19 protein-coding genes and 1 pseudogene are annotated in these 26,429 nt (G+C 58.9%); 13 read left to right on the forward strand and 7 right to left on the reverse strand.

All coding sequences use genetic code 11. The annotated features are described in order from the left end of the window. Window positions 1–37: 37 nt before the first annotated feature. The 3 genes from ACMLHZ_RS10335 to ACMLHZ_RS10345 are packed head-to-tail and all read right to left on the reverse strand — an operon-like array spanning window position 38 to window position 3,548. Window positions 38–1,615, reverse strand: coding sequence for an ABC transporter substrate-binding protein (locus ACMLHZ_RS10335; RefSeq protein WP_418667643.1), 1,578 nt, complete (start codon window positions 1,613–1,615; stop codon window positions 38–40). Window positions 1,616–1,673: 58 nt separating this feature from the next. Next, the gene (locus tag ACMLHZ_RS10340; protein WP_177562763.1) at window positions 1,674–2,588 is read right to left on the reverse strand and encodes a carbohydrate ABC transporter permease; all 915 of its coding nucleotides are present in this window, start codon (window positions 2,586–2,588) and stop codon (window positions 1,674–1,676) included. Between the two features lie 33 nt (window positions 2,589–2,621). Further along, window positions 2,622–3,548, reverse strand: a complete 927-nt coding sequence (locus tag ACMLHZ_RS10345) for an ABC transporter permease (RefSeq protein WP_418667644.1) — start codon at window positions 3,546–3,548, stop codon at window positions 2,622–2,624. Between the two features lie 207 nt (window positions 3,549–3,755). On the opposite strand from ACMLHZ_RS10345, the gene ACMLHZ_RS10350 reads away from it, so the two are divergent. From ACMLHZ_RS10350 to ACMLHZ_RS10375, 6 genes and pseudogenes are all read left to right on the forward strand, one after another. Next, window positions 3,756–4,859 (forward strand): response regulator transcription factor, encoded by a 1,104-nt coding sequence (locus ACMLHZ_RS10350; RefSeq protein WP_418667645.1) that lies wholly within the window; start codon window positions 3,756–3,758, stop codon window positions 4,857–4,859. Continuing rightward, window positions 4,849–6,666: a cache domain-containing sensor histidine kinase gene (locus ACMLHZ_RS10355; protein ID WP_418667646.1), complete on the forward strand. Its 1,818-nt coding sequence runs from the start codon at window positions 4,849–4,851 to the stop codon at window positions 6,664–6,666. The genes ACMLHZ_RS10350 and ACMLHZ_RS10355 overlap by 11 nt, the downstream gene beginning before the upstream one ends. Beyond that, entirely contained in the window at window positions 6,663–8,237 is a 1,575-nt protein-coding gene (locus ACMLHZ_RS10360) for a DUF4091 domain-containing protein (RefSeq protein ID WP_418667647.1), read from the forward strand. The genes ACMLHZ_RS10355 and ACMLHZ_RS10360 overlap by 4 nt, the downstream gene beginning before the upstream one ends. Then, complete coding sequence (locus ACMLHZ_RS10365; RefSeq protein WP_418667648.1) at window positions 8,230–9,525, forward strand: alpha-L-fucosidase; 1,296 nt, start codon at window positions 8,230–8,232, stop codon at window positions 9,523–9,525. Before ACMLHZ_RS10360 ends, ACMLHZ_RS10365 begins: the two co-directional genes overlap by 8 nt. Beyond that, window positions 9,522–9,659: pseudogene (locus ACMLHZ_RS10370) on the forward strand (helix-turn-helix domain-containing protein); the annotation flags it as partial. The gene ACMLHZ_RS10365 and the pseudogene ACMLHZ_RS10370, both read left to right, overlap by 4 nt. A 9-nt stretch (window positions 9,660–9,668) precedes the next feature. Next, window positions 9,669–10,148, forward strand: coding sequence for an AAA family ATPase (locus ACMLHZ_RS10375; RefSeq protein ID WP_418667660.1), 480 nt, complete (start codon window positions 9,669–9,671; stop codon window positions 10,146–10,148). A gap of 271 nt (window positions 10,149–10,419) precedes the next feature. Here the strand turns inward: ACMLHZ_RS10375 and ACMLHZ_RS10380 are convergent, their stop codons facing one another. The 4 genes from ACMLHZ_RS10380 to ACMLHZ_RS10395 form a co-directional block, all read right to left on the reverse strand. Then, entirely contained in the window at window positions 10,420–11,682 is a 1,263-nt protein-coding gene (locus tag ACMLHZ_RS10380) for a Gfo/Idh/MocA family protein (RefSeq protein ID WP_418667649.1), read from the reverse strand. 120 nt (window positions 11,683–11,802) lie between these two features. Then, window positions 11,803–13,701 carry a beta-N-acetylhexosaminidase gene (locus tag ACMLHZ_RS10385; protein WP_418667650.1) on the reverse strand — a complete coding sequence of 633 codons (1,899 nt, stop codon included), beginning with the start codon at window positions 13,699–13,701 and terminating at the stop codon, window positions 11,803–11,805. Then, complete coding sequence (locus ACMLHZ_RS10390; protein WP_418667651.1) at window positions 13,698–15,128, reverse strand: response regulator transcription factor; 1,431 nt, start codon at window positions 15,126–15,128, stop codon at window positions 13,698–13,700. Before ACMLHZ_RS10390 ends, ACMLHZ_RS10385 begins: the two co-directional genes overlap by 4 nt. Next, window positions 15,116–16,846 (reverse strand): sensor histidine kinase, encoded by a 1,731-nt coding sequence (locus ACMLHZ_RS10395; RefSeq protein ID WP_418667652.1) that lies wholly within the window; start codon window positions 16,844–16,846, stop codon window positions 15,116–15,118. The genes ACMLHZ_RS10390 and ACMLHZ_RS10395 overlap by 13 nt, the downstream gene beginning before the upstream one ends. 187 nt (window positions 16,847–17,033) lie before the next feature. Here ACMLHZ_RS10395 and ACMLHZ_RS10400 point away from each other — a divergent pair, with 187 nt between their 5' ends. From ACMLHZ_RS10400 to ACMLHZ_RS10430, 7 genes are all read left to right on the forward strand, one after another. Beyond that, window positions 17,034–18,614, forward strand: coding sequence for an extracellular solute-binding protein (locus ACMLHZ_RS10400; protein ID WP_418667653.1), 1,581 nt, complete (start codon window positions 17,034–17,036; stop codon window positions 18,612–18,614). Window positions 18,615–18,617: 3 nt separating this feature from the next. After that, window positions 18,618–20,315, forward strand: coding sequence for a hypothetical protein (locus ACMLHZ_RS10405; RefSeq protein ID WP_418667654.1), 1,698 nt, complete (start codon window positions 18,618–18,620; stop codon window positions 20,313–20,315). A gap of 263 nt (window positions 20,316–20,578) precedes the next feature. Beyond that, on the forward strand, window positions 20,579–21,895 hold the full coding sequence (locus ACMLHZ_RS10410) for an ABC transporter substrate-binding protein (RefSeq protein WP_418667655.1): 1,317 nt from the start codon (window positions 20,579–20,581) through the stop codon (window positions 21,893–21,895). 90 nt (window positions 21,896–21,985) lie between these two features. Beyond that, window positions 21,986–22,906, forward strand: coding sequence for a carbohydrate ABC transporter permease (locus tag ACMLHZ_RS10415; RefSeq protein WP_418667656.1), 921 nt, complete (start codon window positions 21,986–21,988; stop codon window positions 22,904–22,906). Window positions 22,907–22,920: 14 nt separating this feature from the next. After that, on the forward strand, window positions 22,921–23,772 hold the full coding sequence (locus tag ACMLHZ_RS10420) for a carbohydrate ABC transporter permease (RefSeq protein ID WP_418667657.1): 852 nt from the start codon (window positions 22,921–22,923) through the stop codon (window positions 23,770–23,772). A gap of 31 nt (window positions 23,773–23,803) precedes the next feature. Continuing rightward, complete coding sequence (locus ACMLHZ_RS10425; protein ID WP_418667658.1) at window positions 23,804–26,134, forward strand: glycosyl hydrolase family 95 catalytic domain-containing protein; 2,331 nt, start codon at window positions 23,804–23,806, stop codon at window positions 26,132–26,134. Window positions 26,135–26,182: 48 nt separating this feature from the next. Then, window positions 26,183–26,429: 1,3-beta-galactosyl-N-acetylhexosamine phosphorylase N-terminal domain-containing protein (locus ACMLHZ_RS10430; RefSeq protein ID WP_418667659.1), on the forward strand; the 247-nt coding region annotated here is incomplete at its 3' end.

Below are 26,429 nucleotides of genomic sequence, written 5' to 3' on the forward strand. Positions count from 1 at the left end.
TCGCCCCGCCCCCTTTGCCGCTATGAAAAGGTGTGTGTCAGCTGTTCTGTATAAATTCCAGCGCCTGCTTTTGGAGCTCGGCGTAGACTTTGTCCGCGCCGGCGGCCTGCAGCTTGGTCTGGAGCTTTGCGATGTCCGCCGCCGGGTCGTCGGTAAAGCCCAGGCCCAGCAGCTTGTAATCGGTGTTGAAGATCTCGCCCATGGCGGCGATCTCGTTCTTCACATTGGCGTCGTTAAACACGAAAGTCTGGTAGCGGCCGCTGCGGGCGCTGGCCTGCCAGGCCTTGTTCATCTCGGTCAAATTGGGGATGCCGCCCTCCACCACGCGCCAGGTGGCGTCGTTGCGCACGCCCCAGTTGCAGTTGCCGTCGTAGGGGTAATTGGAGCTGTCGGCAAGGGAGACCAGGGCGCCGTCGCCGGAGGCCTGCCAATGCTTGCCCTCGATGCCGTAGCAGAACAGGCTGTTGATCTCGGGGTCGTTGCGCAGATAATCCAGAGCCATGAGCGCGCGCTCGGGGTGCTTGGACTTGGAGAAGATGCTCATGCCGTTGGCCAAAAAGGAGTTAAGCACGGGGGGAACATCCTCCTGCGCGTCGAACACCCGCACATCCCATTCGGGGTGCTCGGCGGTGATCTGAGCATAAACGCTTTTTGCAGTGTTCACGTTCATCAGCGCCAGCGCGGATTTGCCGGCCTGGAAGCTCTCGGTGTTGTTCTGGGTATTGACCACCGCATTTTTGCTCCAGAAGCCGCGGTCGCGCCAGTCCTTCAGGCGGGTGACCACATTCAGGAATTCGGGCTGGTCCGCGTTGCCCTTGACGGGGGCAGCGTCGTCGAGCTCGCTCACGCTGGACATGGCCTGCCAGGGGCCGATGCCCACCACCTTTTCAGGGCTCTCCCAGTTGGCCTTGTTCCACATGCGGTCGAAGATGAACAGCTTGTCGTAGTCGGAGCCCACATCCAGGGGGATCAGGGTGGGCTCGTTCTTTGCGATGGCGTCCATATACGCCTCGGCCTCGTCCAGGGAGGCCACGGACTGGATGCCGTATTTGTCCATCAGATCGCCCCGTGCCATGTAAACATAGGCGGTGATCTCCTTGTAGTTCATGGGCAGCATGTAGACCTTGCCGTCCACCTTGGCCTGCTCCCAGGCCTCGGGGTAGATGGTCTGCGCGGTCATGGGCGCATAGGTGTCGAGCGCCTGCTGGGTGATCTCCCAGAAGCCCTGCTTGGTGGCCTGGGCGTTGTAGAAGCACCAGTCGGCGGTGTAGATGATGTCCCAATCCTCGCCGGAGGCGAAGATCAGGGGGTACTTCTGCTCGTATTCGCCCCAGCTCATGAACTTCAGGTCGATGGTGGCGTTGATCTCGGCCTTGAGCTTTTCATTGATTTTGGCAAAGACCTCGTCGTTGTCCACAGGGCGGTCGCCGATCAGGTACATGGTCAGGGTTACCGGCTCCGAGGTGTCGGGTTTTTCCGGCCCCGCCGCGGTGGAGCCGGCGGAAGCCGGCACGCTGGCAGGGGCGCTGGAGGCGGGCTGGCCGCAGGCGCCCAGGGCGCCCAGCAGCAGAGCCAGGACCAGCAGCAGGGATAGCTTTTTGAAGTGTTTACGCATTGTTTTTCCTCCTTCGTATGTATATCAAACGGATCCGCAATGGATCTTGCCGCGTGGGTCAGCCCTTTACCGCGCCGATGGTAACGCCCTTTACAAAATACTTTTGCAGGAAGGGGTACAGCAGCACGATGGGCCCGGTGGCCACCACCGTCATGGCCAGTTTCATGGGCTCGGTGGGAACGTCGCTGGCGGGAATGCCGCTTCGGGCCGCCGCCGCGTTGATGGCCTGCGCTTTGGTGAGGATGTTGTTCAGGAAGTATTGCAGGGGGTAGAGATCGCGGCGGCCTTCGTCCAGAAACAGCATGGCGTTGTACCAGTCGTTCCAATAGTTCAGGGCGATGAACAGCCCCACCGTGGCGAGCCCGGCCTTGCACAGGGGCAGCGCGATGCGCAGATAAACGGTAAAGTCGCCCGCGCCGTCCAGCCGGGCCGACTCATACAGCGCCTCGGGAATGCTCATCATGTAGCTTTTCAGGATGAGCAGGTAGGTGACGTTGATGAGGATGGGCAGGATCATGGAGATGATGTTGTTGTGAAAATGCAGGTACTTTGTGTTGAAGATGTACCAGGGCACCAGGCCGCCCCCGAAGATCGAGGTGAAATAAAAGAAGAAGGACACCTGGTAGCGGTAGCGGAAGGTATGGCTTGCCAGCACATAGGCGGCCATGCTGGTGAACAGAAGCCCGAAAAAGGTGCCCATAAATGTGACCAGGATCGTGACCCCGTACGCGCGCAGCAGCTCTTCCGGAATGCGGAACAGCATTTTATATGCGTCCAGCGAGACGTTTTTGGGCAGCAGGCTGTAGCCGTTCAGCTGGATGGACTGCTGGTCTGAAAAAGAGCCGCTGAGCACCAGCAGAAAGGGCAGCAGGCAGGCCGCGGAGAGCAGGGTCAGAACCAGGTAGGAAATGAGGTTGAACACCACCCGGTCGCGGCCGATGCGCCTGCGGGAGCGCTGTTTTGCAATAATCATAAAGCCCGCCCCCTTTCCCGGCGTTTGTTTTGGTCAGAACAGCGCATAGTCAGGTTCCACCTTTTTCACGATCTTATTTGCAAGGACCACCAGCACAAAGGAGATGGAGGACTGGTACAGCCCCGCGGCGCTGGTCATGCCGAATTCCTGCAGGGTGAGCAGCGAGCGGGTCACGTAGGTGTCGATCACGTCGGTCACTTCCAGCACCATGGGGTTGTTGCCCGTGACCTGCCAGAACATTTGGAAATCGCCCTTCATGATGGTTCCGATGGCCAGCAGGAACAGGATCACGATGGTGGGACGGATGCAGGGCAGCGTGATGTGCCAGATCTTCTGCCACATGGTGGCGCCGTCCAGATCGGCCGCCTCGAACAGCTGTTCGTCGATGTTCACGATGCTGGCCAGGTACATCACCGTGCCATACCCCACGTTTTTGAAGGCGCTTGCCGCCACCAGGATGAGCGGCCAGGCCCCCTTGTTGGAGTAGACGTCCACAGGCATCATGCCGAGGCTTTTCAGCAGGGAATTCACGGCGCCGAATTCATAATTGAACAGGTTGTAAACAAACGCGCCCACAACCACCCAGGAGATGAAGTAGGGCAAAAACATGACCGATTGGCTGAAACGCTTGAATTTTTTGCCTGCCAGCTCGCTGAGCAGCACCGCGCAGACGATCTGCAAAAACGTGTTCACGCACAAAAACGCGATGTTGTAGAGGATGGTGTTGCGGGTGGTGGTCCACGCCTTGCCCGACTGGAAAAAGTATTGAAAGTTTTTGAACCCGACCCAGGGGCTGCCAAAAATACCATCGTGGTAGTTGTACTCTTTGAACGCGAGCACAATGCCGCTCATGGGGATATAGCACATTAGGATCACCACGACGGCCGCGGGCAGCAGCATGAGCCACTTGACCCTGTTCTGGCGCAGATCCCGCAAAAGTGGATGCCCTTTTTCCTTCATCTGTGTTGCCCCTTTCCGGATGCCGGTCTGTTTCTGGTTTCCATCCTAACAGAGTTGCCGGGCAAAAACAACGGGACTGGATTTTGAAAGGGGGTTAAAATTATGCTGTTTTGGGAATTTTTAGTTTTTTGCACCAATTGAGATTGAAGTGTTTGCTGTTTTTGTATATGATTGATACAGACAGAAAGCATGGGAGGGAGCGCACAGATGGGCTTTACGGTGTTGATCGTGGACGACGAACTGATGCCCCGTACGGTTTTGTGCCGGCGGCTGCCCTGGGCCGGGCTTGGCGTGAGCCGGGTGGAGCAGGCCTCGGACGGGGAGGAGGGGCTGGAACAGGCGCGGCAGTGCCGGCCGGACATCGTGATCAGCGACATAAAAATGCCGCGGAAAAATGGATTGGAAATGGCGGCCGCCGTGCGTGAATTTTTGCCGGCCTGCCAGTTTGTGTTTTTGAGCGGCTACTCGGATAAGGAGTATCTCAAGGGCGCCATTCGGGTGAAGGCGGCCAGCTATGTGGAAAAGCCCATTGACCTGGAGGAGATCGAAGGGGTGCTGCGCGGGGTTTTGCAGGAGCTGCAGGCCCAGGCGGGGCCGGACCCGCGCAGAGTGTTTTTTCGGGGGACCGGCGAGGCCGGACCCCCGCTGAACGACCGGTCGTTCAGCGGGGGCAAAAGCCGGATCAGCGAGCTGGACCGGCTGATCAAGCACCAGAAAAGGCCCGAGGCCGAGGCCGCGCTGCGCCGCCTGGAGGAGGAGATGTTCCGCTGCGAGGGCACTGACCCGGAATACCTGCGGCATGTTTACTGCCAGATCGTGTTTTTGTTTCTGGCCGCGGCTGAGAGCCACAACATCACCACGGTGACCGAAAAAACGGATTTCCTTTTGTATACCGCGGCCAAGCAGGAAACGCTGGAGCAGCTGTGGGAGGCCCTGTGGCAGACCGAGCGGGAATACTTTGCCGTGGCCGAGCCGCAGGATATGGACGTGCCCGCGCGGGTGGAGCGCTATCTGGAGCAGCGCTACCCGGACAGCAGCCTTACCATTCAGCAGATGGCCGCCGACCTGGGCTTTGCCCACACCTACCTGTGCGCGGCGTATAAAAAGAGCTGCGGCAAGACCATCAACCAGCGGCTCACCGAGCTGCGCCTGCAGCACGCCAAGGAGCTGCTGGTGCGCTCACGGCAAAAGCTGTACGAGGTGGCGAACGCAGTCGGCTATGGGGACGGCAAGTATTTTGTAAAGCTGTTTACCCGTGAGACCGGGCTTTCGCCCAGGCAATACCGGGCGAGGCACTGCCATGAGGAATAGGCTGGTCCGGTGGCTTTCGCCCTCCCGCGGGCGGCTGCGCACCAAGCTTTTGTGGGTCTACTTTTTGCTGGTGGCGCTGCCGCTGGGCCTGTTTACCCTGTACGCTTACCTGCGGATGCGCGGCGCGGTGGAGCAGCAGACCTTTGCCGCCGCGCAGAACGCGTTTGACGACACCCGCCTGTCGCTGCAGCAGACCTTCAGCGAGCTGGACGGGGTGCTGGGAATCCTGTCCAGCGACCCGCTGGTGTATGCCATGGCCTCCAACGACCCGGGCGATTTTACATACATCCGGCGGCTGGAGGACTCGGATCAGCTCTCGCTGACCTTCCGGCACCTGTGCGATCTGTCCGGCGTGGGGCGCATCCGGCTGTACGTGAACAACGATTACCCCTACGCCGCCGGCCAGAGCGGCATCGTGCAGATCAGCGAGGTGGAAAACAGCGGCTGGTTCGGCCTGCTCTCGGAGCAGGGCGGGCGGCGGTGGTTTTCGCCGCCGGATTTTGCCGACCAGCCGGCCGGCGAGCGGGAATGGTATTCGTCGATGCAGGTGATCTATAACCCGCGGGAGGTGAACACCCCGCTGGCGGTGCTGCGGGCGGACGTGGACGCCGGGCGCATTGCCAGGCTGGCGGGAGATACCTCGATCACCGAGAACGGAACGCTTTTTTTGCTGCGCGGCAGCGAGGTGCTGTACAGCACCTCCCCCGCCCCTGCCGGAGCGGACCTGGCGGAGCTGGTGGAGAACCTGCCGGCCTGCGGCAGCGGCCGGTGGGACCGCATCCGGGTGGGAGGAAAAAGCTATTACGCCCAGTGCAGCGCCCTGAGCGACCCCACCTGGCACATGGTGAGCGTGCTGCCCACAGACGATGTGCTGCGGCTGAGCCGGCAGCTGCGCACCGGCATGCTGCTGGTGGTGATCGTGCTGGCCGTGGCGGCCTACGCCCTGGCCTATACCATCAGCCGGTCGTCCCTGGAGCGGATCTCGCTGCTCACCCGCACCATGCAGGCGGTGGAAAAGGGGGATGTGACGGCCCGGCTGGAGCCCATCGGCGACGACGAGATCGCACAGCTGATGGGGAGCTTCAGCCAGATGATGGAGCGGATCGACACCCTGATGGAGGAAAAGGTGGAGCAGGGCCGCCAGATCAAGAACCTGGAGCTCAAAGCCCTTCAGGCGCAGATCAACCCCCATTTTCTGTACAACTCGCTGGACCTGATCAATTGCACGGCCATTGCCAACGACGTGCCCCAGATCAGCCATATGGTGCACGAGCTGAGCCAGTTTTACCGGCTCTCGCTCAGCCGCGGGCGGGAGGTAATCCCGCTGGCGGACGAGCTGCGGCACGCGCAGCTGTATGTGGACATCCAGAACATGCGCTTTGAGGGCCGGGTGCGCGCGGAGTGGCAGCTGGACCCGGCCGCCGGCCGCTGCCAGGTCATCAAGATCATTTTGCAGCCCCTGATCGAAAACGCCATCATCCACGGCATTTTTGAGACCCCCGCCAAGACCGGCCGCCTGCTGGTGCGCACCTGCCGGGAAGAGGGGCGGGTGGTGATTGTGATTCAGGACGACGGCGCCGGGATGGACGAGGCCACCCGGCTTGCCAATTTTGCGCCCCCGCCCCCCGGCGGCATTGCGGAGACGGTGGGAGGGTACGGCGTGCGCAATATCTACGACAGGCTGCGCATCGCCTACGGCGCGCCTTACGGCCTGTTCTGCGAGAGCGGGCCGGGCAAAGGCACCACCGTGACGGTGATCATTCCGGCCATTGAGCCGGAAGAGCCAGAGGAGGAAGACGCTTTATGAAATATTCGGTTTTTACAGACGCAGACTGGCTTTACCCCGACTCGCCCCATGGCGGCGGGGATGAGGTCCGGCTTTCCGCGGCGCGGGGCGGGCACGCCGGCGCCCAGATCCTGGGGGAGGCGCCCGCCGCACCGGTGCGGCTTCGCTTTGCCTGGCGGCAGAGCGGCGGCCCGCGGGTGCAGCTTTACCAGCTGGCCCCGGTGGGCGTGAACGAGAACACCTCCCCCACCCTGATGACCACCACCGATTACGAGAGCTGCAGGGCGTTCGTCACCCGCCGCGCGCCGTTTGAGGTGTACGACGCACTGCGCCCGGTGGAGGAGGGCCTGGCGGCGGGGCGTTTGGCCCTGTATCTCTGCGCCGAGGCGGCGCCCGAACAGGCGCCCGGCGTTTACACCGGGGAACTGGTGATTGCCGAGGGCACGGCCGAGACCCGCGTTCCCGTGCGGTGCACGGTTCACAGCGCGCAGGTGCCCCCCCTTGCCGCGGCGCGGTTTTCCATGCTGAACTTTTTTAATTACGAGGGGCTGGCCGCCCAGCACGGGGTGGAGCCGGGCGGTGAGGCGTACTGGCAGCTGTTCCGGCAATATGTGCGCGCGCAGCTTGAGATGCGCTGCACCCACATCCTGCTGCCCCCGGGCGAGGCGGTGTTCCAAAATGGGGCGCTGGCCGGCTTTGACTTTTCGGCGGCCGAGCGGGCGGGCCGCATTGCGCTGGAGGAGGGCGCGGTGAAGCTGTGCGGCGGCCACGTTGCCCACTGGCACGAGTGGGACGACAGCGAGTATTATCCCAATTGGGACGACAGCACCGGCGTGAGCACCCCGGAGGGCTACCTTCAAATGCGCCTGTATTTTACCCGGTGGGCGCAGGTCGTACGCAGGAACGGCTGGCAGGGCTGCATGACCCAGGCCCTGGCGGACGAGCCGCAGACCCACAACGACGGCACCTACCGCATTCTGGCGGGGATGTTCCGCAAGTTTTTGCCCGGCGTGCCCATCATCGATGCGGTGGAAACGACCAATCTGGGGGGCGGCATTGACGTGTGGGTGCCCAAGCAGGACACCTATGAAAAATGGCGCGGCGCCTATGAAGCGCTGAAGGCTGCCGGGGAGGAAATGTGGTTTTACACCTGCGCGTTTCCCGCAGGGCCTATTATGAACCGCAGCATGGACCTGCCCCTCACGGCGAGCCGCGCGGTGCTGTGGATGGGGGCGCTCTACCGCCTCACCGGCTTTCTGCACTGGGGGTTCAACTACTACATCGGCGATGACCTGCGGCACAGCGCCTGCTGCCCCCACAAGGGCGCGCTGCTGCCCGCGGGCGACGCGCACATCGTTTACCCGGGCCCGGCGGGGCCCTGGCGCAGTATGCGGTTTGAGGCCCAGCGGGCGGGAGCCGAGGAATGTGAACTGCTGATGCAGGCCGCGGCGGCGGCCCCGGCCGAAGCCGACGGCATCATTCGGAAGGTCTGCACCAGCTTCCGGGAATATACCCGCCGGGGCGGCGAGCTGCTGAGTGCGCGGGAAGAACTGTTCAGCCTGCTGGAAAGCGGGGTGAGCCGCCATGGCTGATACGCAATGGTTCCAGGAGGCGCGCTTTGGCATGTTCCTCCATTGGGGGCTGTATGCGGTGCACGCCAGGGGCGAGTGGTACGCAAGCATGGAACGGGTGCCCCCGGAGGAATACGACCGGGCGTTCGGCGCGTTTGATGCGGCCGATTACGACCCCCGGGCCTGGGCCCGCATGGCAAGGCAGGCGGGGATGAAGTACGCCGTGCTCACCGCAAAGCACCACGAGGGGTTTTGCCTGTTCGACTCGGCCTATACCGATTACAAAGCGACCAATACCCCCGCGGGGCGAGACCTGGTGCGGGAATATCTGGAGGCCTTCCGCGCCGAGGGCCTGCGGGTCGGCCTTTATTACTCGCTGGTGGACTGGCATCACCCCGATTACCCGGCCTATGCCGACCCCTTCCACCCCTTGCGGGGCAGCGAAGCGCGCCGGTGTGGGCAATGCGATTTTGAGCGCTATCTGGCCTATCTGCACGCACAGGTGCGGGAGCTGTGCACCGGTTATGGAAAGCTTGACCTCCTCTGGTTCGATTTCTCCTATGAGGGCCATACCGGGGAGGACTGGCACGCCCGGGAATTGGTGGAGATGGTGCGGGCGCTGCAGCCCGGCATTTTGCTGAACAGCCGGCTGGAAGCCAGCGGCGGCTCGCTGGGAAGCCTTCTCTCCGAGCGGCCCACCCCCTGGGCCGGCGATTTTGCGACCCCGGAGCAAATCGTTCCGCCGGCGCCCCTTGCGGGCCCGGATGGAGCGCCGGTGTGCTGGGAGGCCTGCCAGACCATGAACAACAGCTTTGGCTACACCGAGGCCGACCACGCCTACAAGAGCGCCGCGGTGTGCATCCGGCAGCTGGCGGACTGTGTTTCCAAAGGGGGGAACTATCTGCTGAACGTGGGGCCCAATGCCCGGGGCGCCCTGCCCGCCCCGGCGCAGGAGATCCTGCGGGAGATCGGGGCCTGGATGCGCTGCAACGGCGAGAGCATTTACGGGTGCGGCGCTGCGGACCAGGCTGTCTCGGCCTTTGGCTGCCGGGCGACTGCAAAAGGGAAAACGGTGTATCTGCATGTGATGCAGCAGCCGGTGGGCCCGCTGGCCCTTCGGGGAATCGCCCCGCAGCAGATCCGCCGCGCCAGCCTGCTGTATTCCGGCAGCCAGGTGGAGGTGCTGCAAGAGGGCTGGGCCGCAGCGAATTACCCGGGGTACACTTTTTTGAGCCTGGCGGCCCGGGCGAACGAAACGCAGCCGCTGCCCGACGCTGCGGATACGGTGGTAAAGCTGGAGCTGCGCTGAGAAAAAAGCAAAAAACACGCACAAGCTATCAAGTCGAGCGAAAGGAGGCAAAACTATCGCAGGAAGAAGCTGCGGAAAAGCTGGATATCTCGGCGCGCACGATCCAGAATTTCGAGTCTGGCAAGCGGATACCAAAGCTGCCCATGCCGTTTGCGATGGCAGATCTGGGAAGAGGTCAAGTCCTACTGGCTGCACCTGCCGGCCGCGCCAGCCGCCGTATGGCGGAAATCTGTCACCATGCGGCAAGCACGCTCCACAGCGCTTTGAGGATCGTCGCTGACGATGACACCGAGTACATGACTTCGGCAGCCCCCTTAACAGCAGATTTTGTAATCGTGGATGAAACGTCCATGCTGGATCAAAATCTCTCCAGTTCTCTTTTCAGCAGGCGTTCATCTTCCTCCAGCATCCTGTTTGTGGGCGGCGTGGACCAGCTTCCACCTGTTGGCCCCGGCATGGTTTTGCGGGATCTGATTGAGAGCGGCGCCGTGCCTGTTACCCGCCTTACTGCAATTTTCGGACAGGCAAGCGGCAGTCATATCCCGATCAATTGCGTCAGCAACGGCACCCCGGTACTTAGACCGGATATCCCGGAAAGAAGCCTTTATTCTTTTTCTTCGTAAAGTAACCGCTGTGCAGGACGCGTATTACACCTTGGAAATTGAGCCTGACAGTACAATTCGGCAGAAAAGAACATTTGGGGATGGCCAATTGGAAGACATCAATGACGACTTGCCGTTTTTGGCAGGATGGCAAGAAGTGATCGCAAAAAGATTGTCTGCGGAGGATCGGGCGCTATCTAAAAGCAAATAGGAGCAAGTTCATTTCTTGAACTTGCCCCTATTTATATTACCTCTCAGCGATATATCCTTTAGCCGGGTATCATAAGTTTCATCAGAAAATAGAGGGCACAATAGAGCACCCTCTCTGCCGTGCCCGCTCTGCCGCAAAGGCGATAGCGTGGGATTTCAGGGTGATATCGATGGTGGTGAAATAATCGGGGTCTACCTTTTTGCCCTCTAGGATATCCACCAAGGTGCGCACGATGCCAACATCGCCGCCCAAATGCCCCTGGTCGGCATGATCGTCCACCGTGACCATTTCGGTTCGGTCACCGAGGAAGGTATTGACTGTGATTTCGTGTCCGCTGTCAGCGGCAAAAAGCTCGCCCTGTGTGCCGGAGATGCTGATGCGGCGGTAACAGTCCTTGGTAAAGGGGGTGATCGTAAGGGACGAAGTAGCCCCGTTTGCCCACTCCATATTCACTACCTGATGATCGCACACATCGTTATCGCAGCGATACACACAGCGCCCATACGGGCCGCTTTTCAGGGCTTCGCGCAACTCCTGCGCGGTGCAGCCGGGCTTGCCCACTACCTGCAGCCCGGCGTCGCCCAGTACCGGCGCGGCGCCTGTGGCGCGCGGCAGCAAATAGATCTTCTCAGCGTCAAAGGGGCAGCTGCCTTTTACCTCGCAGCCCTGCAGGCAGTAAGCGGCGGAGCCTTGGGGGGCTGCGCCAGCACAGAAAACCGTGGTGGCCCCGAAACTGGTCACCCGGGTGCAGTCACAGCCGATGAGCCAATAAAGCAGGTCGAGATCGTGGCAACACTTGGCGAGTACCAACGGGCAGCTCTCGGTCTCGTTGCGCCAGGGTCCCCGCACGAAGCTGTGTGCGAAATGCCAGTAGCCCACGTTTTCGGTGTGGTTGATGTTGATGATACGGCCCAGCCGGCCAGAGTGGACGATGCCGGCCACCGTTTTATAAAAGTCGGTATAGCGCAGCACATGGCACACCAAAACCAGCGCCCCCACCTCGCGTGCTTTCCGGCCAATGGCAAAGCACTCCTCCTCCGAGGGGGAGAGGGGTTTTTCCAACAAGAGCTGATAGCCTTGTTCCAGGGCGCGCATCGCGTGACGGTAGTGGTCACGATCCTGCGTGGCGATCACCAGCACATCCGCCCGGCGGCCTTCGGCAAAAAACTCTTCCTCGGCGGTGAAAATTTCCGCGCTACCGCCGCTCAGCAGGCGGGCCTGCCGGGCTTTTTCCTCCACCGTGTCGCAGACCGCCGTCACCGAGATCTGCGGATATTTGCCCAGCTCACGCGCGTAGATCATACCGCGCGTTCCGCAGCCCAGGATCGCCACTGTTTTCATCATCAAAAAATCCTCCCGTCGGTATGTTTACCCTGCAAAGCTTATCACTGCGAAAGGTGCAAAACAAGAGCCGGGATTTATATTTTTCGTGCTGCCGTTTAGCAGCATACGACCGGGAATTCCTCAGATGGCGGAGACAGGGTTTGCGGAAACGATGCGATCCCATAGGGCGCAGTCCGGCAGATGCCCAGGGGTATCATCCCCATCAAAGGGCATCCTCTCCGCCTCCAGCTCCTCAACGCGGTCGATCGCTCCGCTCAGATATGCGTGCAGTTTTTCCCGTGCGCAGCGCAGCCGCGCGCACAGCGCCCCGAGGCGCATGTCGATCACCTCGAAGCCGAACACTTTGTTGGTGTCCAGCCAAAGGGAACTCCAAGATCCCCGCAGCTCCTCGACGAGAGCCGGAAGTGTCTCCAGCTCCGTGAGGCAGCGCCGCAGCGATTCCCGGTCACCACTGCGGTAGGCCGCCGTTAGTTCAGCGCCCAGCAATGCCTTGCCTTGCAAAGCACGGGCCAGCAGAAGATAATGCCGGAAAAGATGTTCGTCCTCTGCCTTTGCTGGAGGCTCCAGACCTTCCAGCCGGGCGGTCAGATCCCCATACCATTGCCGCAGCGAGAGCCCCTGCACATGCCAATCGAACAAACCCAGCAACGGGTCCTGATAAAAGAGATATTTCGACGGATTGCTCCAATGCGGATTGCCCACCTGGACGCCCGGTGTCTCATCAAATTGATTCAGCAGCAGGTAGCTTTGCCAATTGCCGCCGCAGCAGGCGGCAAAACGCGCGGGAAGCGCGGCCTGCTCTACTATGGAGCGATAGGCATGCTCTGCAAAGAGCTGCAGTACAGGCATGGCCGCAAGAGGGCTGGTCTCAGCGCCGTTGTCGCCCCAGCAGGTACAGAATACCTCCTCCACGCCAAGCTCTTTGCAGGCGGTCAGAGCGCAATCTGTACCGCGAAATGCCAGGCCGTAATTGGGTGCCAACCCGTTCCACGTCCAGGCGCCGCCGGCAAATACCGGCATACGCCCAAGCAGCCGGTGGCGGCGGATCAGGGCAGCATAGTCCGCTTGCTTTGTGTGATAATAATCCCAGTAAACAAGGTCCATCCCGGCCGGCACGATAGCCGACGCCTGCGCGGCCAAAGCGGCGGGCACAGGAGCCGTGTCGTAGTAGTCGTGCAGCGCCGACAACTGGCACAGGCATACGTCGCTCCATACCATGGGGCGCAGTCCACGCGCTGCACACAAGGCTGCGGTACGGGCCAGATGCCCGCGCAGAATCTCCAGAGCGGGCACCTCGCCGTGCAGTTGACGGTAACGGCCCGTCCCAAGCCCCTGCGCCTCGTCCATACCCAGATGGATACGCCGGGTGCGCAGATTTTCAGCCAGGGCGTCTAACATGCTTTCTACAAATTCTGTGCTGCTGTCATCTGCCAAAAGCACGCTGGGCGTATCCTGCAGCGGCTTGAGCATAGGCCAGCGCAGTGCTTTTTCCAGATGGCCCAGTGCCTGGATGCAAGGAATCAGTTCCAGCCCCAGACAGGCGGCAAAATCGTCCATCTCACGCAGTTCGCCATGCGAATATCGGCCACGGAAATAGCCAAAATAGGGCTGACTTTCCACGGTATAGACATCCTCCATGTACAGCAGCACGGCGTTCATCCCCATCAGGGCCATGGAAGAGACCAGTTTTTTGAACCCCTCCACCGATAAAACGCCGTTGCGCGAGCAGTCGAACATGGCTCCGCACAGCTTGAACTGCGGCACTTCCCTGACCTCGAAGGGCATGCCCCTTGGGACATGCTGGAGTAAGTAACCAACCATGCGGAAAAAGCCCGCTGCGTCGGGGCAAACAATACGGATGCGACAGCCGTCAAACGAAACATGCAGGTCTGTGCCCTGCACCGTTTCTAGCGGGACACCACCGTCACCCAAATACAGCCTACCATATTTCTCCAACGCGCGCAGGCCGGGCAGATAAATGCAGTCCGGCACGGGCCGCAGGCAGATCATTTGTGTCATAAAACACCTTCCTTCCGCTTTTGCTCGCGGTATTCACGGGGGGTAAAGCCGGTCTCTTTTTTGAAGATCTTTGTAAAGTTGTAATCGAAGCCATAGCCCACTTTTTCCGTGATCTCGTTGATGCGCATGGGGGTGGTCTCCAGCAATTCCTTGGCATATTGGATGCGCAGGCCCGTCAGATAACTGGTAAAGGTGACGCCGATCTCCTTTTTGAAAAGCTGAGACAGATAACTGGCATTGATGCAATATTTTTCGCACAACCCCTGAAAAGAGACGTCCACAAAATTATGATTTACCTCATCCAGGATCTTGCGGAAGGTCTCGTTGTGTATATTATCCGGGTCAAAACTGCCGGCGACGGGCGCCAGCAGGCGCTCCAGGGCCAAGAGCAAGCGCGGCATATCGCCGTACTGTGAGGCCAGCTCGTAAATATAGCGGATCGTTGGTTCCCACATCGTGTTTTGCAGTCGGCTGGTAAGGCCGAGGCACAGATTGTACAGCGTTACTGCCTGCGAGGGAAGTACGGGCGGGCAATGCTTCTGCGCGCCCCGCACAAGCTCCAGCAACTCGATCGTCTGGCGCTTGTTTGCCAGTGAGGCGGCCGTTTTTAAAAAATCCTCAGGGCGGGCCTCCGGCTCCGGCGCGGCCTCCCCCAGAGTCACCGGAGCGCCGGTGAAATAAGAGTAGGCAGCGTCAAACAGGGGCACCAGCCCCTCGGCAAGAAATTTTACGGGCTGCGCGGCGCGCCGCCAGGCAAACGCTTTGATCTGCCGCTGCGCCGCGGCGTTCAGCAGGGCGGTGCGGAAGGGGACGGAGGAGAGATACTCCGCGTTGGAGGTGATGAGATACAAATAGGTATCCCCGGATACGCACAGGGAAAAGTAGCTCACATTCCCGGCCAGCAGGCGGTTGGCGCGCCCCACGCTGACTGCGGCCACAAGCGAATCCGGCGGCACTTCATTGGGGAAGAGCCGGGCGAGGAAATCGGCGCCCGCCTGTGGGCCGGGCGCCCGCATCAGTCGTCCGAAGGACGACTGAATGACCTCCTGCTGGGCATCCAGTTTGCGGGTCACGCTCGCCAGCGCGGCCTCGATCTCCTCGTCCTCCAGCGGTTTTAGGCAATAGGCCAGAGCGCCCAGGGAGACCGCTTCCCGGGCGTAGGTAAAATCGGCGTGGCCGCTGATAAAAACAAACTGTATCTGCGGCAGCTTTTCCCGCGTGCGGCGCATCAGCTCGATGCCGGTCACCACCGGCATTTTGATATCCGCAAAAACCACGTCGGGCCGGATGAACTGGATCATGCCCAGCGCCTCACTGCTGTTTGTTGTGGTTGCTACGATCTCGTAGCCGTGGGCGTTCCAGTCAAAGCCCATTGCCAGGCTGTTGATCACCATCTGCTCATCGTCCACGATCATCACCTGATACATTGTTCTTCACCTCCGTGTTCCAAGATCGGGATCCTAAGCTGAACCGTTGTGCCCCGGCCCGGCGTGCTGGCAAGGGTAACTCCATAGACCTGCCCATACATCAGGCGGATGCGGTCGTTCACGTTGCGCAGGCCGATATGCCGCGAATTCGTGGTACCCTGTGACGGAGGGCCCGTATCCAAATCACGCCGCAGTGCGGCCAACACATCTTTGGGTATGCCGCCTCCGTCGTCCGTGACGGTCAGCGTCAGGACATGGGCCTCCTCCCGTGCCTGCAGGCAGATATGGCAGAGCTTTTCCTGATGCTCCACGCCGTGCACGATGGCATTTTCGATCAGGGGCTGCAGCACCATTTTAGGGATCATGCGCTCCATGCATATGTCAGGGAGCTCATACGTTACCTCGAACCGCCCTTTAAAACGGTACTGCTGGATGGACAGGTAATTTTGCGCCACCTTTATCTCGTCGCGCAGGGGTACGCGGTCCTTGCCCTTGACACTGTATTTGAAGATCACGCTGAGCGCGCGCGCGATGCGTGCCAGCTCCGGCTGGTTTTCACTGTAGGCAATGCCCACCATCGTCTCCAGTGTATTATAAAGAAAATGGGGGTTGATTTCGCTGCGCAGGTGCATCAGCTCGGCCTGGCGCGCCAAGAGCTCGCTTTCATACAGCCGGGAGTTGGAGGTGATGAGCTCCTCGGTGAGGTCGTGGATCTCCTGCAGCATGTTGTTTACGGCGTTGCCGACCAGTTGCGCCTCACGTGAGCCGGTAAGCGAGATGCTGCGGCGCAGGGTCTCCAGGCCGTCCTGTTTGCTCTCGTCAAAAAAGCGGATCAGCGCTTTATACGGCCGCACGGTGTTGTGGGCGAACAAAAACCAGATGCCCAGCAGAATCCCCGTCAGCGCAAGCAGCAACAGCAGCACGGGCCACTGCTCGCCATAGATCTGGGAAATATAAGAGAGCCGGCTGTTGTGATAAGCCAATACACGGAAATTTGTGGAGGGAATGCGTTCATCGACCGCAGCTTTATCCCGCTGCGTACGCACTACCTCATCCGCCGCCGAATTCTGCCAAAGAATATTTTCCGCGGCGTCCAGCAGAAAAATATCACTGTCACCCGCAAAAGCCCCAAATTCCTCGCCGCTGGTAAAAGCGGCCGGCGCAAGCACCAGATAGACCGAGCCGATCTGCTGGCTGGTCTGATTATAGCTGTCGATAGAGTTGATGGTTTTGCAGGCCACAAGATACGCGCCGTGCCCGCCTCTCCTTTGCAGTGTGGAGAGGTGCAGCAGACTGTCTGCACAGTCGATCTGCGGCAATGAATAGGTGGTATCGGAAAGGTTGATGCGCTGGTTTTCGCTGTTTACGATCACGATATCTAAAATTTGGCTGTTCAGGGTGGAGATATCTGTAAGATTGCGCACAAGTGTGGTATAAAGCACATAACGCTCTTTGGGATTGGCGGCCAGAAGATAATTCTGCACGTCCTCATTATAGGCGACCAGCCGCGCGATCTGGGAGAGCGAGTTGTAATTGGACTGGACCGTCATCTCAAGCTGCGAGGTCAGGTCGCTGAGATAAGCCCGCTGAGAGGCCTCGTAATTTTTGGCCGCGCGGTATGTGAAGACATTGAGCGCGGCAAACAGGCAGAAAAGGCTTGTGACAATGATGATGACCAGCTGCGTGGAGAGCGTTTTCTTTTGAAACCAGCTGCGCATTGCACTACCTCCCGATACCCTTTACTATTAATATAAAGGAATTTTTTTTCGTTTTCAATGCAGCCTTTCACAAAACTAAACCCGAGACTGTTTTAGCTAAATGTGAACCAATTTTTTGCAATGCCCAAAAGGGAGACCACATGTTATAATAAAACCGGTTATACAAAGTAAGAAAGGGGATCCTCTGATGCGGAAAATGCTCTGTGGCATTCTAACTGGCGCGCTTGTTTTATGCGCGGCAGCGGGCTGTAGCCAGGCACCGCTTTCCTCGACGACTTCAGGGCAGGAAAACCCGCAGCCGCCCACGGAGATATCCGTGGGCTTCTGGAATGTGGAGGAGTGCCTGGTGGGCGATGCAGTGCAGCAGTACATCGAGGCAAAATTCAACGTGCGCTTTGTGCCGGTCTCTTTCAATTATGACAACTATCCGCAGCGTCTGCAACAGATGGCCGCCAACGACAATCTGCCCGATATATTCGCGCACGATATTTATGGCTCCTCGGCCTATGAGAGTTGGATCTCCCACAATAAGGTCCGCGCGCTGCCCAAAGATCTCACCGCGTACCCAAATTTGGCCGCCTATCTGGATCAGCCCTACTGTGAGCGGTTTATGCGCACGGACGGGCGCTACTATGCCATTCCGCGCCTCACCTATTCCGAAGAGGAGTCCTGGGTGGTCGACCGCTGCCTGGTGGCCCGCAAAGACTGGATGGAAAAACTGGGCCTCGGCCTCCCGGAGAGCTGGGAAGAATATGTGGAGTTGCTGCGGCAGTTTACTGAGGGCGATCCCGATGGAGACGGTCAGCACAACACCGTCGGCATGACGTGCACCCACCTGAACACGCTGGAGGCCGTGTACCTGAGCCTGTTCCCGGAGCTGTCGAATACGGAACGCGGCTGGATGTATGAAAATGATCGATGGATCCCCGTATACATGTCTGAAAAAACCGGGCCTGCGCTGGAAGCGATGCGCGATTTGTACCATCAAGGCCTGCTGGATCCAAATTTTGCGTATATTTCCACCAACGAGGCAATCGAATCTTTTATTGAAGGCCAGGTGGGTGTGATCGCGAGCCAGTACCACGGGATAATAAAGGAGATGCGCGCGCAGGGCTATTCCGACGATGAGATTCAGAGGCGGGTATGTATCCTTCCCCCTTGGCCTGCTGCGGACGGCCAAAGATATCGATTCACCACCAGTCTGCACTGGTCGGAATCGTATTTCGGCGCAAATGTGTCGGAGGAAAAGATGGCGAAGATTCTCAAAATCTACGACTGGCTGCTCACCGATGAATTTGAAGAAATACGAAACTACGGGCTGCCGGGAGAAGATTATTGCAAAGCAAAAGACGGCAGCGTCCAGGTGCTGGATGAAAAGCAATATGCTCTGGGCAAATATCCTTCCCTCACGGTCTTCGGTTCTCTGGCCGAGTGGAACCAGGATGGGCTCTATGCAAAAACGCCGGGCAATTTTTTGAATTACGGCCAACAAAACGTAGAGGCCGCACGCGCCTATCGAGAATGGAGCAGGAACAATACCGTGCGGGTGAATTACAATTTCAGCATCATTTTCCTCTCCACACCGGCCAAAAATAATCTTATTGCAAACCGCGATGTACAAAGCGAAATGGTGAAGGTGATCCTGGGAGAAGAGAACGCAGTGACTGCCTGGCCAAAGGCCTTGGAGCGGCTTAGGGGAATCACGCCGCTGGATGAGGCCGTGGCGGAGGTAACGGCCCTGGCAAAGGAAATGGGGGTCAAACCGTAAACGATGAAACGGTATTTTTCACCCGAACTGGGCTTGACAGCCCACATGCAGGGGGACTGCACAGCGGCGTTTGAAGCGGCGTTCGATCGGCTGCCGGACAATAGCGAGCTGGTACTGGAGCCAGGCGTGTATCGGTTTGATGCGGGCAGCGCACGACGTGCACAATACTCGCTTTCCAATTCGGATGCGGTGGGGTGCCATCGCGTTTCGATTTGGCTGCGCCGCCGGAAAGGTATTGTTCTGAACGGCTGTGGCGCCGAGATTCTGTTTCATGGGCAGACAATGCCTATTGCTCTGGACGGGTGCCGGGACATCACGCTGAAAAACCTGGTGATCGATTGGGACATCCCTCATACCTCCGAGGGAGAAATAATCGCGGTTCACGACGATTTCATTGACTTGAAAATAAACAAACAATTATATCCGTTTCATGTCGAAGATGGAAAACTGATTTTTGACGGAGGCGATTGGCAGGAGCCCCTGTGGAGGGGCTCACATACCGAGTTTGATGCGCGCACGGGAAAGGTGGCGTACGGCCGCGGCGATACGTTTCCAAACACAGTCCAACAGCAGGTTTCAGAGGAGGTGGTGCGCTTTTATGGAGACTTTGCCGCACACCGGCCGCAGCAAGGAAATATTGTGGTGCTGCGGCATGGAAGGCGCGAGCATCCAGGGATCCTAATCCAGGACAGCACGGATATTGCAGTTGAAAATCTTACGATGCACGCCAGCGGCGGCTTGGGAATTTTGGCGCAGTTTTCGGAGAATCTGCGGTTTTGGCGCGTTAAAATGCTGCCAAACCGGGCGAAGGGGCGCTGCTTTGCCTCGGGGCACGACGACGGTATCCACCTGAGTGCCGACAGCGGGACCGTAAGGGTGGAAGAATGCAGCTTTCTGGGGTTGATGGATGACCCTGTGAACCTGCACGGGATCGCGGCAAAGCTTGAAAGGCGGCTGGATGCGCACACGGTTATGGGGAGGTTTATGCATCCGCAGTCGAAAGGGTTTGCGCGGTGGGCGCTGCCGGGGCACACGGTCGCACTTCTGGATGCCCAAGAGATGAGCGAGGCGGCGCAAGGTACGGTAAAAAGATATGAGCTGTGTACCCCCGAGACCTTTCGCCTGGAGTTCGAAGCGCCACTGCCGCAAGCGGCCTTCACAGCCGGCTCGCTGGAAAACCTAACGCGCACGGCGGCGCTTATATGCCGCAACAACTGGTTCGGCAGCTGCCGCGCCCGCGGTCTCCTTTTCTGTACGCCAAAACCGGCGCTGGTGGAAAACAATATTTTTGAATCCGCAGGGGCGGCAATTCTGATTGCAGGTGATGCCTGTACATGGTACGAATCCGGGCGCTGCCAGGACGTGAAGATCCGGGGAAATTACTTTGCCGATTGCTGCCTCACCTCGGCGTATGGCGGAGGCGAGGGAATCGTGAGCATCCACCCCGAGCTGCCGTGCCCGCATGTGGGGGCCGTCTGCCACCGGGGGATCAGGATCGAGCATAATACCTTTGAAACCTCAGATGCACGGGTTCTGTATGCGCTGTGTACTGCGGGCCTTCGCTTTTATGGAAATCGGATCGTTCGCAGCTATACCTATCCGGGACGGTGGCCGAAAAAAAAGCTGGTTACACTGGAGCACTGTTCCGACACGGAGATCGATGACAACCTGTTGATAGGGGATGTGGTCGGTACAGGATAAAACAGAACAAAAGAAGAGCGCCCGCTATGTAAAGGAGGGCGCAGCTTCGCCCGCAGACCGCTTTTTCCGATCAGGGAAAAGCGGTCTTTGTTTAGCAAAAATCTGTTTTTATTTAGCGGCCGAAGAAAAACCGCCTGTACTTGGGGAAAAGCGGAAAAAAGTTATAACACACTCCACTTCCCTTGACCTTCCTGAAAAAGTATGCTGAAGATAAGCGAAAGGCGAAGCCCAAATTACAGCATAAAAAAGGAGGAAACAACAAAATGAAAAAGTTTCTCGCGCTTACTCTGGCCGCGGTAATGGCCCTGAGCCTGGCCGCCTGCGGCGGGGCGCCCGCCCCGTCCACGCCCGTCGTCTCTGCGCCGGAATCCGGCACCACCCCCGCCAGTTTGTCGGGCAGCGTAGTGTATTGGTCCATGTGGCAGGAGACAGAGCCTCAGGCCGATATCCTGAAAGCGGCCGTCGCACGTTTTGAAAAGGCCAACCCCGATGTGACGGTAGAGGTGGAATGGAGCGGCCGCGACGTAAAGAACCTGGTGTCCGCCGCCGTTCAGGCCGGCGAACAGGTGGATCTGTTCGACTCCGACCCCACAAGCTTTTATCAAACCGACCCCACCATCATGATGGACCTGACCGACTTTTATGATTCCCTTTCGCTGGACGGCACCACCAAGCTTTCCGATGCCATCCTGACTGGCCTGATCGACTGGGACAAGGGCTTGTCGAAAGATTATGCCGACGGGAAAAGCCACTCGGTCCCCTATAACCCGTACTGCATCGACTTCTTCTACAACACCGAGCATTTCAAGGCCGCCGGTATTGAAAAGGTGCCGGAGACCTGGGAAGAGCTGGACGCGGTATGCGCCAAACTGAAACAGGCCGGCTTTGAGCCCATCGTCACCGACGATGCCTACTTCTCCATGATGTTCAAGTACTATGTGGCCCGCTACAGCGGCGAGGACGCCATCAAGGAGATGGTGAAGACCAACAATTTTGATGATCCCGGCATGCTGGCCGCCCTGAAAGCCCTGGAGGATTTTGCGAGCAAGGGCTATTTTGCCGCCAGCTGCAAAACCAATAAATATCCCGCCGGCCAGCAGCAGTTTGCCCGGCAGGAAGCCAGCATGTACTTTAACGCCTCCTTCATGGCCGCCGAAAATGCGGAGACTGCCGGAGACGACTTCCCGTACGGCCACTTTGCCTATCCTGTCGTGCCTGATGGCAGCGGCAAGATCACGGAGAACAGCATCGGCGGCCAGGCGTTCGTGGTGAATGCCAATACCGAAAACAAGGACGCCGCCTACGAACTGCTTCGCTACTTTGTGGGCGAGGACTGCCAGAAAGACTTTTTGGATCACGGCCTGACCCCGAACCTCAGCTCCCTCGATTGGCCGGCTTCCATGGCGGGGCAAAAGCCTATCGTGGCAGCCGTCACCAAAAACATCAACTGGGGCGCCAGCATGGGCGGCGAGATTGCTGATTCCGTCATCGATCCGGCGGTGAAAGCCGTGATGCTGGGCGAGCAGAGTGCCGACGCCGCGTATGCCGCCATTGTTAAAGCGGGCAAAAACGCGGGCTGATTAAAATTGCAAGACATACGGCCCAGCCCTGCTGGGCCGTATTGTTTATTGAAAGAACGCCGCGCATGTGCTTTTTAAGGAGCTGATATTGTGAAACACAGTGAACGCAGGATGATCGGCGGCTTTGTGGCGCCCATCGTGCTGGTATACCTGCTGATTTTTCTATATCCCACGGTGCGCACCGTGTACATGTCGTTTTTTAAGCTGAAAAACCTGGCGGCCCCTGTTTCCGACTGGGAATTCGTAGGGCTCGACAATTACATCAAGCTGTTCAGCAGCCCGCTGGTGATGCAGGCATTTTCGAATATCATCAAGATCGCGTTTGTAGGCGGCGTGGGCACCTTTATCGTGGCGCTATTTTTTGCGGTGGTGCTCTCCAGCAAGGTGCGGGGCAAAAAGCTGCTGCGCGCCATTGTGTACCTGCCGAACCTGATCACGCCCGTGGCCATGGTCACCATGTGGACGCAGTATATTTACAACAACGAATATGGGCTTTTGCATAACCTTTTCAAGGCGTTGCACCTAAACTGGCTGGCCGATATTCCCTGGACCAGCACCGAATGGGCGTTCCGCTCCATGCTGATCGCGTTCTGCTTTGGCTCGGTGGGGTACTATATGGTCATTTTTATGTCTGCGATGGAAAAGATCCCCCAGGATCTTTACGATTACGCCGGCATGGAAGGCGCCGGCAAGCTGCAGATGTTCTGGCGCATCACCATGCCGCTGCTGAAAGATACCACAAAAACGGCGGTGACCTTCTGGGGCATCGGCGCGGTCAACTTCTTCCTGTGGAGCCGCGTGTTCTCCACGAATCCCCTGGAGCCTTCCACCATCGTGCCGGCTAACTACATGTTCGGCATGGTGTTTGGGGGCAGCAGCTCGGGGGCCAGCAACGCCTCCATGCTGAACGTAGGCGGCGGCTGCGCCATGGGCGTGCTGCTGACGCTGTGCGTGGTGCTGATCTTCTTTGTGGTAAACTTGATCTGCGGCAATGAAAAATATGAGTATTGAGGAGGTGCTGCAAGATGGAAAAGAACAAATTTTACAAGACGCACCGCACTTCTTCAAATTGGTTCGGTGTGACTGTCATGGTGCTGTGGTGCGCGTTCACGGTGGCCGCCATCGGGTGGATCATTCTGGCCTCGTTCAGCACCACCAAGGATATCTTTGCCGGCAGCTTGTTCGGCAGCGGGATCCATCTTGAAAACTACCTGACCGTGATTGAAAAGCACAACATCCTGCGCTATTTCGCCAACAGCCTGTTCTATACGATGTTTGCCTGTTTCGGCGTGATCTTTCTCGTGGCGCCGGCCGCCTACGCCATTTCTAAATACAATTTTCTGGGGAAACGCCTGCTCAGCACGCTGTATTCTTCGGCGATGGGCATCCCGGCGGTGATGCTGATGGTTCCCCTTTACATGATTGTTGTGCAGATGAAACTGACCAAAAACCCGATCGTGCTGATCCTCATTTACATCTTCACGGCAGTGCCTTTCACGCTCTTCTACCTGCTCAGCTTTTTCGCTACCATTCCCAACGAAATCCAGGAATCGGCGCTGGTGGACGGCTGCACGCACACGAGAGCGTTTTGGAAGGTGATCTTTCCGCTGGCACAGCCCGGTATCGTGTCGGTGACCATTTTCAATTTCGTGAGCATCTGGAACGAGTACACCTGGGCCCTGGTATTCGCCAATTCCTCCAAGCGCAGGACCTTGGCGCTGGGGCTGCAGGCCATTGTGGACGGCATGCGCTATTCCGGCGACTGGGCGGCGCTGTTCGCGGCGGTGGTCATGGTATTCCTGCCCACTTTCATCCTGTTCATTTTCCTGTCGGAAAAGATTATGGGCGGCATCACTGCCGGCGCCGTGAAAGGGTAAGCACGAGATATTTTCATCAGGGAGGAACGGCATGGGAGAACGATTGCTTTGGTATTCAAGGCCCGCCGCCAATTGGAACGAGGCGCTACCGCTGGGCAACGGCGAGCTGGGTGCCATGCAGTTTGGCGGCGTAATGCAGGAGCGTTTTTGTTTGAACCACGACACGTTGTGGAGCGGCCGGCCGCTGCAGCCTGGCAAACAGGACAAAACGGAGTTCTTTTTGCGCGGCCGCGCGCTGGTGGAGCAGGGCGATGCCGCCGCGGCGCAAAGGCTTTTGGAAAAAGGCCTGTGCGGCCCGTTCGGCGAAAGCTATCTGCCCATGGGAGAGCTTCTTTTGGAGTTTTCACACGGAGCGGGCCCTGTGGCATACCGCCGTGAGCTGGATCTGCAAAAAGCCTGCACCTGCGTTGAGTATACAATGCCGGGCGGCGCGCGCTTTGTAAGGCGTGCGTTTATCAGCAGGCCGGCGCGCTGCATGGTGATGCGCCTTACGGCCCATGGAGGCAAATCGCTCTCCTTTGCGCTCAGGCTGCGCAGTGAATTGCACGGCCGGCTGGAGCATGAAAAAAATACACTGCTGTACCTGGGAGAATGCCCAAGCCACGTGGCGCCGCCCTATGTGGAGGCGGCGCGGCCGGTGGTGTACGATCCCGCCAGACCCGGCATCGGCTTTTGCTTTGCCGCCAGTGTCGCCACCGACGGGGAGCTTAAATGCCGGGGCAAAACCCTGTATGTGGAACACGCCGGATATGCCAATCTCTATCTGTGTGCCGAGACCAGCTTTCGCGGATACGATGCCGAGCCCAGTAACCCGCAAAAGGGATATCGCGCCCTCTGTTTAGCCGGCGTGAAAAAGGCCGCGCTTCTGGGCTGGCGCGGGCTGTACCACGGGCATATCCGTGAGTATGGCGGCTATGCCGGGCGCTGTTCGCTGACGCTAAAAACCCAAAGCCAGAACCGTTTTTTGCCCACAGATGAGCGTTTGAAACGCTTTGGAGAAAACAATACCGACGTGGGCCTGGCTGAGCTTTTGTTCCACTATGGCCGCTACTTGCTGATCTCCTCCTCGCGCCCCGACACGCAGCCCGCCAACCTGCAAGGGATCTGGAACGAAGAGATGCGCGCACCCTGGTGCTCGAATTTTACGTTGAACATCAACACTGAAATGAATTACTGGCCCGCTTTTTCCACCAACCTGACTGAATGCGCATGGCCACTGATCCAGATGGTTGAGGAGCTGCAGGCGGCGGGCGCCCGGGCGGCGACCGATTACTACGGTGCACGGCGGGGATTTGTGGCGCACCACAATACCGACTTATGGCGCTTCGCGGCGCCTGTGGGCGAAGGGCAGCCTGGCAGCGCCTGCTATGGCCTATGGCCGTTGGGGGCCGTGTGGCTGTGCCGCACCGTGTACGAGTATTATGAGTATACGCTGGACGCCGCCTATTTGGAAAGCACCGGATTTCCGCTGATGGAAAACGCCGCTGCGGCTTTCGACGGCCTTTTAAAGCCGGATACGGACGGCAGGTTGTATTTTTGCCCGGCGACCTCGCCGGAAAACAGCTATGGGACTGCGCAGGGGCCTGTGTCAGTTGCGCGCTGGAGTGCCATGACGCAGGAGCTGCTGTACGATTTGTTCTCAAACTGCGCGGCTGCGGCAAGGGCTCTGGAAAACCCCAAAAAAGCAGACCGATACGCCGGGCTGGCCGCACGGCTGAAACTTCCCCTTGTGGGCCCAGACGGCCGGCTGCTGGAATGGGAACGCCCGGTGGAGGAGACCGAGCCGCATCACCGGCACATCTCGCATTTGTATGGGTTGTATCCCGGCTGCCGCATCTCACCGGAAAAGACGCCGCAGCTTGCCGAGGCCTGCAAAAAGAGCTTGGAGGCGCGGGGCGACGAGGGCACGGGGTGGAGCCTGGCTTGGAAGCTAAACCAATGGGCGCGGCTGGGCGACGGAGAACATGCATGGAGGCTGCTGTGTGCGCAGCTGCGTTTTGTGGAAGGAACGGTGACCGAACATTTCGCGGGGGGCGGCAGTTATCCCAACCTGTTCTGCGCGCATCCCCCTTTCCAGATTGATGGCAATTTTGGCGCGGCGGCGGGCATGGTGGAGATGATTATCCAGGCGCGCAGCGAAGAAGTTCTGCTGCTGCCCGCGCTGCCGCGAGCCTGGCCCGACGGCGCCCTGCTGGGCGTATGCACGCCGGGGGGCCTTATGTGGGATGTTGTGTGGAAAGCGGGTAGAGTGAAAACGTTGCGTCTGTTTCCTCAACGCGAAGGAACGATAAAAATAGTGGTGAATGGCAGAAGCTCTTTCGTCTGTTACACTCCCGCTGGAAAAAACGAATGGCATTTTTAAGAAAAATTGATAGCGAACAACAGCAAGCACAGAAAGGAGCCGCAAAAGATGGATAAAAAGCTGACGGGCCGCGTCACCATCCCCACAAACCTGGACGTGGTGCCCGAGACCATCGACATCCTGCGCCGGTGGGGGGCGGACGCCATCCGCGACTGCGACGGCACCGAGTTCCCCGGGGAGCTGACCAAGGTGGGGGCCAAGATTTACTCGACCTATTACACCACCCGCAAGGACAACGCCTGGGCAAAGCAGAACCCGGACGAGGTGCAGCAGTGCTATATCATGACCGGGTTTC

This window comes from Allofournierella sp. (genome assembly GCF_048388525.1).
Classification (GTDB): domain Bacteria; phylum Bacillota; class Clostridia; order Oscillospirales; family Ruminococcaceae; genus BQOK01.

What these genes read in the sequence shown, in the direction of transcription:
- ACMLHZ_RS10410 (WP_418667655.1), top strand. Translation starts at nt 20,579, where the DNA reads ATGAAAAAGTTTCTCGCGCTTACTCTGGCCGCGGTAATGGCCCTGAGC.
- ACMLHZ_RS10425 (WP_418667658.1), top strand. Translation starts at nt 23,804, where the DNA reads ATGGGAGAACGATTGCTTTGGTATTCAAGGCCCGCCGCCAATTGGAAC.
- ACMLHZ_RS10400 (WP_418667653.1), top strand. Translation starts at nt 17,034, where the DNA reads ATGCGGAAAATGCTCTGTGGCATTCTAACTGGCGCGCTTGTTTTATGC.
- ACMLHZ_RS10405 (WP_418667654.1), top strand. Translation starts at nt 18,618, where the DNA reads ATGAAACGGTATTTTTCACCCGAACTGGGCTTGACAGCCCACATGCAG.
- ACMLHZ_RS10340 (WP_177562763.1), bottom strand. Translation starts at nt 2,588, where the DNA reads ATGATTATTGCAAAACAGCGCTCCCGCAGGCGCATCGGCCGCGACCGG.
- ACMLHZ_RS10380 (WP_418667649.1), bottom strand. Translation starts at nt 11,682, where the DNA reads ATGATGAAAACAGTGGCGATCCTGGGCTGCGGAACGCGCGGTATGATC.
- ACMLHZ_RS10390 (WP_418667651.1), bottom strand. Translation starts at nt 15,128, where the DNA reads ATGTATCAGGTGATGATCGTGGACGATGAGCAGATGGTGATCAACAGC.
- ACMLHZ_RS10395 (WP_418667652.1), bottom strand. Translation starts at nt 16,846, where the DNA reads ATGCGCAGCTGGTTTCAAAAGAAAACGCTCTCCACGCAGCTGGTCATC.
- ACMLHZ_RS10350 (WP_418667645.1), top strand. Translation starts at nt 3,756, where the DNA reads ATGGGCTTTACGGTGTTGATCGTGGACGACGAACTGATGCCCCGTACG.
- ACMLHZ_RS10365 (WP_418667648.1), top strand. Translation starts at nt 8,230, where the DNA reads ATGGCTGATACGCAATGGTTCCAGGAGGCGCGCTTTGGCATGTTCCTC.
- ACMLHZ_RS10345 (WP_418667644.1), bottom strand. Translation starts at nt 3,548, where the DNA reads ATGAAGGAAAAAGGGCATCCACTTTTGCGGGATCTGCGCCAGAACAGG.
- ACMLHZ_RS10385 (WP_418667650.1), bottom strand. Translation starts at nt 13,701, where the DNA reads ATGACACAAATGATCTGCCTGCGGCCCGTGCCGGACTGCATTTATCTG.
- ACMLHZ_RS10335 (WP_418667643.1), bottom strand. Translation starts at nt 1,615, where the DNA reads ATGCGTAAACACTTCAAAAAGCTATCCCTGCTGCTGGTCCTGGCTCTG.
- ACMLHZ_RS10355 (WP_418667646.1), top strand. Translation starts at nt 4,849, where the DNA reads ATGAGGAATAGGCTGGTCCGGTGGCTTTCGCCCTCCCGCGGGCGGCTG.
- ACMLHZ_RS10360 (WP_418667647.1), top strand. Translation starts at nt 6,663, where the DNA reads ATGAAATATTCGGTTTTTACAGACGCAGACTGGCTTTACCCCGACTCG.
- ACMLHZ_RS10375 (WP_418667660.1), top strand. Translation starts at nt 9,669, where the DNA reads ATGCCGTTTGCGATGGCAGATCTGGGAAGAGGTCAAGTCCTACTGGCT.
- ACMLHZ_RS10420 (WP_418667657.1), top strand. Translation starts at nt 22,921, where the DNA reads ATGGAAAAGAACAAATTTTACAAGACGCACCGCACTTCTTCAAATTGG.